The sequence below is a fragment of the Streptococcus sp. CF8_Ac1-9 genome (genome assembly GCF_024295565.1).
In the GTDB taxonomy this organism is placed as follows: Bacteria; Bacillota; Bacilli; order Lactobacillales; family Streptococcaceae; genus Streptococcus; species Streptococcus parasanguinis_X.
Genome location: NZ_JANCOY010000009.1, coordinates 26,092 through 34,213 on the forward strand (window position 1 = coordinate 26,092; position 8,122 = coordinate 34,213).

The window sequence follows — 8,122 nt, forward strand, 5'->3', positions numbered from 1 at the left end:
GAGAAGATCATGAAAAACAGGAAATTTGCCTATCTGCTCCTTGGAGCAGCTGCTTTAGCTGGCTTGACGGCTTGTGGAGCTTCCACAAATAAATCAAGCAATGACAAGAATGATGGAAATACCTTCAAGATCACGACCGTTCGTTGGTCGGATTGGGGGGAAGACTATCACAAAGGTTTTCTAGATGATTCAGCCAAGGAATCAGGTATCAAGATCAAATGGGATACCATGGTGGCTGCAGACTGGTCGGATAAGAAATCTGTCCTTGTAGCCAGTGGAGATTTACCAGACGCTTTCTTGGGATCCAATGCCTTCACGGATTCTGAAATCGCTCAGAACCAAAACATGTTCATTCCATTGGAAGACTTGATCAAGGATAATATGCCAAACTTGAACAAGGCCTTTGAAAAAGAACCAAAATTAAAAGCCATGGTGACCAACCCAGATGGTCATATTTACAGCCTGCCTAAGAAATTGCCAATGCGGCCAATCGTCGGCAACCAGCTCTTTATTAATAAGAAATGGTTGGACAACCTTGGCTTGAAGATGCCCGAAACCTATGATGAATTGGTGACTGTTTTACAAGCCTTTAAGGATAAGGATGCTAATGGCAATGGGGATGTCAATGATGAAATTCCATTTGGTTCTGGTAACTTTGATCCGACCTTCTCTTATATCTTGCCATTCAACAACCGTCTGGGTGGAGATAATACCTATGAAATGTCCGTCAAAGATGGCAAGCCGGTCTATCTACGAACAGAAGAAAGTTATAAACAAGGGATAGCGGCTATGCATGAAGCCTACAAGAAAGGCTTGATCGACCCTGAACTCTTTACAGAAGATACCTCTATGTCTGTTGCCAAACGGATGGATAAGGGTGTGGCGCGTGTCGGTGTGTCAAGTGGTTGGACAGCAGATGCAACCTTCGGCCAACATGCTAGCGAATATGCTCCTCTCCCAGCATTGAAAGGCCCAGATGGCAAACAATATGTCATTTCTGACCCAGATCATTTGAACTATGGACGAAATGAAATCCTGATCACGAATAAGTGCAAGGACCCTGCAAAATTGCTCAAATGGTTGGATAAATTCTACAAGGATGATGCTAGCATCCAAAACTTCTATGGATCCTTTGGTATTGCGACTGAAAAAGATGGCGATAAGTACAAGGTCTTGGCTCCAAAAGATGGTAAATCAGCCGATGAATGGGCTTGGATCAATTCCCTTCGTGACTTTGGACCAAAATATGTGTCTGATGATATCAATAGTCATGTCGACATCGACCAAACACAAGGTGATGGTCTCAAATTGAAGATGGACAAAGAATTGAAACAATACGCTTTGCCAGCATATCCAAATGTCATCTACTCTCAAGAAGAATTGAACAAATTATCCTCTATTTATGTAGATATCAACTCCTATGTTACCCAACAAGCTTCTAAATGGGTAGTAGAAGGGGGCATTGAAAAAGAATGGGATGATTACAAAGCAACCTTGAAGAAGATGGGCATTGATGACTTTATGAAGATTCAACAGGATGCCTATGATCGTTACCAAAAAGAAGTGAAGTAACAGGGGTCTAAATGGATTCAAGTAAGTAACTCAGGGGCGTAGAGCCCCTGAGTGCTTCCGTAGAGGAAGTAGCAGAAATTGAGATGAAGAACAAGGAGAAGAAGATGCAAAAATTATTTTCATTGGATGGACGCTTGGTCAAGACTTTGACCCGGTTGACAGACATTATTATCTTGAACACCTTGTTTATCGTTTGCTGCCTTCCGGTTCTCACGATCGGTGCATCGCTTACGGCTTTAGCAACCATGTGGCACCGCTTGTTGAAAGGGGAAGATACGGATCTCGTCTTTCATTTTTTCCGTCTCTTTCGCGCCAATTTCAAGCAAGCGACGGTGATTTGGCTGACTTGCCTAGGACTATCAGCCCTTCTTTATCTGGATTACTGTCTTTTTTCAAATACGGCCTTTTTAAGTGAGTATGGGATTTGGATCTTGCTTCCCTTTATCGTCCTTCTATGTGGAGGGATGACCTTGATCTTCCCTTATATTGGACTCTTTGAAGACCCTACAAGAAAGGTCTGTCTGAATAGTTTCCTCATTGCTCTCTTAAATCCTATTCAAACCATCTTTCTTATCTTCTTCAATCTGGCAGTGATTTATATCAGTCTCAGTAGTCCTGAACGGTTACTGACAGCTATTTATCTCTTTACCTTTGGAGGTTTCGCTCTTTGGAGCTTCTTGAATGTCCGACTGACCGATCAGATCTTTTCAAATATCCAAGAAGGAGAAATCTTTGAAAAATGAAGTCAAGGAAATGGGACGTATGTTTTCTTGATATTATTTAAATCGAATAAAGTTTCCTAGATTTTTAGGAAACGATAGAGAGTAGCACAACTTTTTTTGCTAAAAAACTAAGTGATGCTTAAAAGAATAAATGATATCGGCTTTTAACCTTATTCAAACATATGCTGAAACTTTCCGCTGTGAGAAAAGTGCTAGAAACATAATTGTTTCTAGCACTCGGGAGTTTTGGAACTTTAGGTCCAAAACTAAGTCATGGAACTTTGAAGAAGTTCGCTGACGTCCGTTCTCACCTAAGGAAAGTTTCTTTGGTGACTTTTTCTCAATCCGAAGTTTCCTAGAAAATCTAGGAAACTTTTTCTATTTCATAAACATTTCACATTTCTTTTCTATAATAACTATAACAAATGATGAAAGCGTCCACATTGTATTGTCGTGGACCTTGAAATGGAGGGTAAGATCATGCTCTTACAACAGGCAATCGCCTATATTTCTCGAAAAAGAACGAGGAATCTGGTTCTCTTTCTGATTCTCCTCTTGATCCTTTCATGCTTGTATTTCTGTTTTTCACTGATGCAAGTGGGAGAAAGGTTGGAGGACCATATCAAGCAGTCGGCTGGGACCAGTTTTGCCCTGACCAGTAAACAGGGGAATACTCCCTTTGCGCTGAGGGAGGCTGAAAAGGTGCAGCGACTAGCTGGGGTAGGATCCATGGTTCCTCAATATGAAAGTCCCGTTCGTATTCTTGGTAAAGAAGCGGTGACTGGACAGCAGTCGGTAGAGCGGGATGATCTGGGTCAGGAAGCCAAGCAAGCGCTAGGTGCTGTCTTTACTCAGAAGACAGACCATCACCTGGATTTCCGGAGTAGCAGTTTCCAACTGGTGCAAGGCAAACACTTATCCGACAAGGCTCGCGGCCAGATCTTGATCCACCAAGAGTTGGCTAAGAAGAACAAGCTAAAGGTCGGAGATTCCTTGACCTTATCCAGCTTTCAGATGGGAGAGACTCCTGCCAAAGAGCAAACCTTTGAAATCGTTGGGATCTTTTCGGGTAAGAAACAGGAAAAATTCACAGGAATGACCTCTGATCTGAGTGAGAATCAAGTCTACCTCCCTTATGAGGATGCGACCAAGCTCCTAGGTCTCAGTCAGCAAGAAGTGACCCAGGTCACCTTTGGGGTCAAAGATCCTGAGAAAATCGATGCTCTCTTGAAGCAAGTCAAAAGCTTGGATCTGGATTGGCAATCTCTGCGCGTGGTCGAAGATCGCAAGGCCTTTGACCAGATGAAGGAATCCTCTCAGACCTTAGAAGGCCTGGTACGGATCATGATGATCGTCCTCCTAGTGACTGGAGCAGGTGCCCTATCGCTCTTACTCAGTCTCTGGACACGGGAGCGGATCCATGAAATCGGGGTGCTCTTATCTATTGGGAAGAGCAAGGGCCGGATCTTTAGACAGTTCCTCTTGGAGGTGGTGCTGGTATCCTTACTAGCGGTGATCCCAGCCTTTCTCATCGGACGGATGGTCAGCCATCGTTTCTTAGAGCAGTTTGTCAGACAGACAGGCCAACAGCAGACCCTAGACTTGCTCAACCAAATCCCTCAAGGCCTTTCCTTAGGAATCGCCTATGCTAGCCTCTTGTGCTTGATCCTATTGTCGCTCGGTGTAACGACCAGCATGATCTGGCGCAAGACCCCAAAAGAAATATTAACAAAAATGAGTTAAGGAGAAATGACAACTATGTTAGAACTCAAACATGTAGCCTATAGCTACCAAAGCTACCAAGAAGAGATCTTCTCAGACGTGAACTATCAGTTCGAAAATGGGACCTTTTACAGTATTATTGGTCAGTCAGGAGCTGGGAAATCAACCCTCCTCTCCCTCTTGGCTGGTCTGGACAATCCTAAGAAGGGGCAGGTTCTCTTTGATGGGGAGGACATCCAGACCAAAGGGTCTAGCTACCACCGCAAGCACCATGTCTCCCTAGTCTTTCAGAATTACAATTTGATTGATTATTTGACGCCACTGGAAAATGTCCGCCTGGTCAACAAACAAGCTGGGAAAGACATTCTCTTGGAATTGGGATTGGACGAAACGCAAATTAAGCGCAATGTCCTTCAATTATCCGGAGGGCAGCAGCAACGGGTGGCTATTGCGCGTGCGCTCGTTTCAGAAGCACCAGTCATCTTGGCAGATGAGCCGACGGGAAACCTAGACGAACAGACAGCAGGTGACATTATTGCCATTTTGAAGAAATTGGCCAAGGAACGCCAAAAATGTGTCATCGTCGTTACCCACAGTAAGGAAGTGGCAGAGGCCTCCGATGTGGTCTTGGAATTGAGTCGCCGTAGCCTCGTTGAGAAGAGCAAGTAAGGAGGGAATGCTATGTTGCGCAATGCTTTTGCTTATATCACACGGAAATGGCCCAAGTCTCTCTTGCTCTTTGCCATTATTCTCCTCATGGGGACCTTGAGCTTGATCGGACTCTCCATGAAGGGAGCGACCCAAAAAGCTTCATCGGAAAGTCTGGGATCCATCACCAATAGCTTCTCGATGCAGATCAATCGCAGGACCAATCCAGGAACCCCTCGCGGAGCTGGGAATCTTAGAGGAGAAGATATCGAAAAAATCAGCCAGGTAGAGGGGATCACCTCCTCCATCAAGCGGATCAATGCCATCGCGGATATCCTAGACCACGAGATCATTGAGACCGAAGAAACCTTACAAAACCAATCTCCAGAGCGGGCTAAGCACTTCAAGAATACCTTGATGGTGACAGGGGTCAATGACTCTTCAAAAGAAGATAAGTTTGTCTCTGGAGCCTACAAGCTGGTCCAAGGGGAGCACCTGACGGATAAGGACAAAAACCAAATCCTCATGCACGAAGATTTGGCGAAAAAGAATGGCCTCAAGGTAGGCGATAAGGTGCGCCTCAAGTCCAATCTCTATGATGCTGACAATGAAAAAGGGGCCAATGAAACCGTCGAAGTGACCATTAAGGGCTTGTTCTCAGGAAAAAACCAAGCTCCTCTAACTTACGCCCAAGAATTGTATGAAGATACACTCATTTCTGACTTGGATACAGCTGCCAAACTCTATGGCAATACTGTCCAAACAGCTACCTATGAGGATGCGACTTTCTTTGCAAAAGGGGATCAGGACCTGGATGCCTTGATCGAAAAAATTAAAGCCTTGGATATCCCATGGAATTACTTTGACTTGGTTAAGAGCTCTTCCAATTACCCAGCCTTGCAAAAATCCATCAGCAGTATGTTCCAAGTGGCGGACTACTTGTTTATCGGCAGCCTCATCTTTGCTAGCTTGCTTCTCACTCTTCTCCTTGTCTTGTGGCTCAATGCCCGTCGCAGAGAAGTGGGAATCTTATTGGCTCTAGGGCTTTCTAAGGTACAGATTGCAGGGCAATTTGTGGCAGAATTGGTCATGATTTCCATTCCAGCCTTCCTCCTCTCCTATGGAGTCGCAGGTCTTCTTGCCAAAGCAGTCGGAGATACGGTGCTCAAAAACGTCACCAGTGGCATTGCCAAACAAATGGCTCAAGAATCCTCTGCAGCCAACCTTGGTGGAGGAGCTGAGGCGGAAAGCTTCAGTAAGACCCTGACAGATCTCCATATGGACATCCAACCGAGCCAATTGCTGGTGATTGTGTTGGTCGGTGGGCTCCTCTTGATTCTGGTATCCATCCTTTCTTCGCAATGGCTCTTGCATAAGAAACCAAAAGATCTCTTGGTGGATGTCGAATAAGAGATTGTTTCCTAAAATAGAAATAGGGTATAATAGGAGGTAGAAGTTTCTTAGATAAAAAGGAAAGTGTATGAAGATACTAATCGTAGAAGATGAAGTCCTGATTCGAGAAGGGATGAGCGACTATCTCATGGAATGTGGCTATGAAGTCTTTGAAGCAGGCGATGGGCAGGAGGCCCTGGATCTCTTTCAAAGAGAGACGCCAGATCTAGTCTTACTGGATATCCAACTTCCCATTCTCAATGGCTTGGAAGTGCTCAAGACGATCCGCAAGACCAGCTCAGTCCCTGTTCTCATGCTAACGGCCTTTCATGATGAGGACTATAAGTTGACGGCCTTTGGAGAGTTGGCAGATGGCTATCTGGAAAAACCCTTCTCCTTGTCCCTCTTGAAGGTCCGTATCGAAGCCATTTTTAAAAAGCTTCAACCTTCCCGGGTCTTCACCTATGGAGAGGCACGGGTGGATTTTGAGAGCTACACAGCCAGCCTAGTAGGCCAAGCCATTTCCATGAATGCCAAGGAGTTGGAAATCTTGGAATACTTGCTCCAGCATGAGGGCAAGGCCCGGACCCGCTCTCAGATCCTCGATGCTGTCTGGAAGGAGACGGAGGAGATTCCATTTGACCGGGTGATCGATGTCTATATCAAGGAACTACGAAAAAAACTGGAGCTGGACTGTATCGTTACGGTACGCAATGTCGGCTATAAATTGGAGAGACCATGACCAAACGGAGTATCTTTGCAAAAATCTTTCTGATTACCTTTGCCCTTTTTAGTAGCTTAGTCATCCTTCTCCATGCTTCGGTTTACTTTATTTTCCCATCAACCTATATCGAGTCCCAGCGCCAGACGATTTTGAAGAAATCGCAAGCCCTGGCTAAGAGTTTCCAGGGTCAGGAAGAAGGGACCATTGAGTCGGTCATCGACCTTTATTCCAAGACCAATGATATCAAGGTTTCGATCAAGGGCAAGGAAAAACAAAATGCCCTAGAGGTCAAGGATGACCTGCTCGTGAACCCTGATAGCCAGAATAATTCCCTGGTCATTGAAGAGCGAAAGATTCAGACTAAGGAAGGGAAAGACTTGACCTTGCAATTCTTAGCGACCGTCGATTCGCAAAAGGAAGCGCGGGACATCAGTCTGGGCTTTCTTCCCTATAGTCTTCTTGCTTCCTTTGTTCTGTCGTTAATTGCCTCCTATCTCTATGCCCGCATGATTTCTGCTCCGATCCTTGAAATCAAGCAGATGACCAAGCGGATGAAACGGCTGGATCGGACAGCTAGTCTTCCCATTCATTCGCAGGATGAGATTGGCGTTCTCAAGCAACAGATCAACGACCTCTATCACCATCTTTTAGAGGTGATCGACAATCTAGAGCAGCAGAAACAGGAAAATCTGAAGTTGGAGCAGATGAAGGTGGAATTCCTACGGGGAGCTTCGCATGAGCTCAAGACGCCTCTGGCCAGCTTGAAGATTATCCTTGAAAATATGCGGGATAAGATCGGCCGCTACAAGGATCGGGACCGCTATCTGTCGGTCTCCCTCGATATCGTCGATGAGATGAACCAGATTGTCCTAGAAATCCTATCCCTGTCCTCTGTCCAAGAACTGGCCGGAGACAAGGAGTGGATCCAGCTGGATCAAGTCTTAGAGCAGATCCTCGACCAGTACAAGGTCTTGGCTCAATCCCGCGCTCTCACGATTGACAATCAAATCCCTGACAAAGCAGTTTATATGGACCCAGCGATTCTGAAATTGGTCCTCTCAAATGTCATCAGTAATGCTGTTAAGCATTCGGATGTTGGTGGAGAGATCCAGCTCCGTCTCGAAGAAGAAGGGACGCACTTGGCGGTTGAAAATACCAGTCAAGAAATGGTAGAGACCGCTGAGATTCCAATGACCGCTAGCCGCCAGAAGAAGGAAGGTGGCTTGGGGCTCTTTGTGGTCCAACACTTGCTGGACCATGAAGAACTGGCTTACCAATTTGATAAAACAGCTATGGGCCTACGCTTCCGTATGGAACTGCCCAAGGAGCCACAAGAATAATT

The 8,122-nt window shown here is 45.5% G+C and carries 7 protein-coding genes; all 7 read left to right on the plus strand.

The genetic code is table 11. The annotated features are described in order from the left end of the window. Positions 1-9: 9 nt before the first annotated feature. The 7 genes from NML76_RS10115 to NML76_RS10145 all read left to right on the plus strand — a co-directional run bounded on the left by NML76_RS10115 (position 10) and on the right by NML76_RS10145 (position 8,120). Positions 10-1,572: an extracellular solute-binding protein gene (locus tag NML76_RS10115; protein ID WP_049472611.1), complete on the plus strand. Its 1,563-nt coding sequence runs from the start codon at positions 10-12 to the stop codon at positions 1,570-1,572. A 104-nt stretch (positions 1,573-1,676) separates the two neighbouring features. Next, positions 1,677-2,315, plus strand: a complete 639-nt coding sequence (locus tag NML76_RS10120; protein ID WP_254733463.1) for a YesL family protein — start codon at positions 1,677-1,679, stop codon at positions 2,313-2,315. A 459-nt stretch (positions 2,316-2,774) separates the two neighbouring features. Next, positions 2,775-4,037 carry an ABC transporter permease gene (locus NML76_RS10125; RefSeq protein ID WP_254733465.1) on the plus strand — a complete coding sequence of 421 codons (1,263 nt, stop codon included), beginning with the start codon at positions 2,775-2,777 and terminating at the stop codon, positions 4,035-4,037. A 6-nt stretch (positions 4,038-4,043) separates the two neighbouring features. After that, a complete protein-coding gene (locus NML76_RS10130) occupies positions 4,044-4,685 on the plus strand; it encodes an ABC transporter ATP-binding protein (RefSeq protein WP_254733467.1) in 642 nt (213 codons plus the stop codon). 12 nt (positions 4,686-4,697) lie between these two features. Next, a complete protein-coding gene (locus NML76_RS10135) occupies positions 4,698-6,074 on the plus strand; it encodes an ABC transporter permease (protein ID WP_070594998.1) in 1,377 nt (458 codons plus the stop codon). A gap of 70 nt (positions 6,075-6,144) precedes the next feature. Then, the gene (locus NML76_RS10140; RefSeq protein WP_195529357.1) at positions 6,145-6,798 is read left to right on the plus strand and encodes a response regulator transcription factor; all 654 of its coding nucleotides are present in this window, start codon (positions 6,145-6,147) and stop codon (positions 6,796-6,798) included. After that, the gene (locus NML76_RS10145; protein ID WP_254733469.1) at positions 6,795-8,120 is read left to right on the plus strand and encodes a HAMP domain-containing sensor histidine kinase; all 1,326 of its coding nucleotides are present in this window, start codon (positions 6,795-6,797) and stop codon (positions 8,118-8,120) included. Before NML76_RS10140 ends, NML76_RS10145 begins: the two co-directional genes overlap by 4 nt. The last annotated feature ends 2 nt before the right edge of the window (positions 8,121-8,122 follow it).

Coding starts and splice junctions, on each gene's coding strand:
- NML76_RS10145 (WP_254733469.1), top strand. CDS start 6,795: ATGACCAAACGGAGTATCTTTGCAAAAATCTTTCTGATTACCTTTGCC.
- NML76_RS10130 (WP_254733467.1), top strand. CDS start 4,044: ATGACAACTATGTTAGAACTCAAACATGTAGCCTATAGCTACCAAAGC.
- NML76_RS10135 (WP_070594998.1), top strand. CDS start 4,698: ATGTTGCGCAATGCTTTTGCTTATATCACACGGAAATGGCCCAAGTCT.
- NML76_RS10115 (WP_049472611.1), top strand. CDS start 10: ATGAAAAACAGGAAATTTGCCTATCTGCTCCTTGGAGCAGCTGCTTTA.
- NML76_RS10140 (WP_195529357.1), top strand. CDS start 6,145: ATGAAGATACTAATCGTAGAAGATGAAGTCCTGATTCGAGAAGGGATG.
- NML76_RS10125 (WP_254733465.1), top strand. CDS start 2,775: ATGCTCTTACAACAGGCAATCGCCTATATTTCTCGAAAAAGAACGAGG.
- NML76_RS10120 (WP_254733463.1), top strand. CDS start 1,677: ATGCAAAAATTATTTTCATTGGATGGACGCTTGGTCAAGACTTTGACC.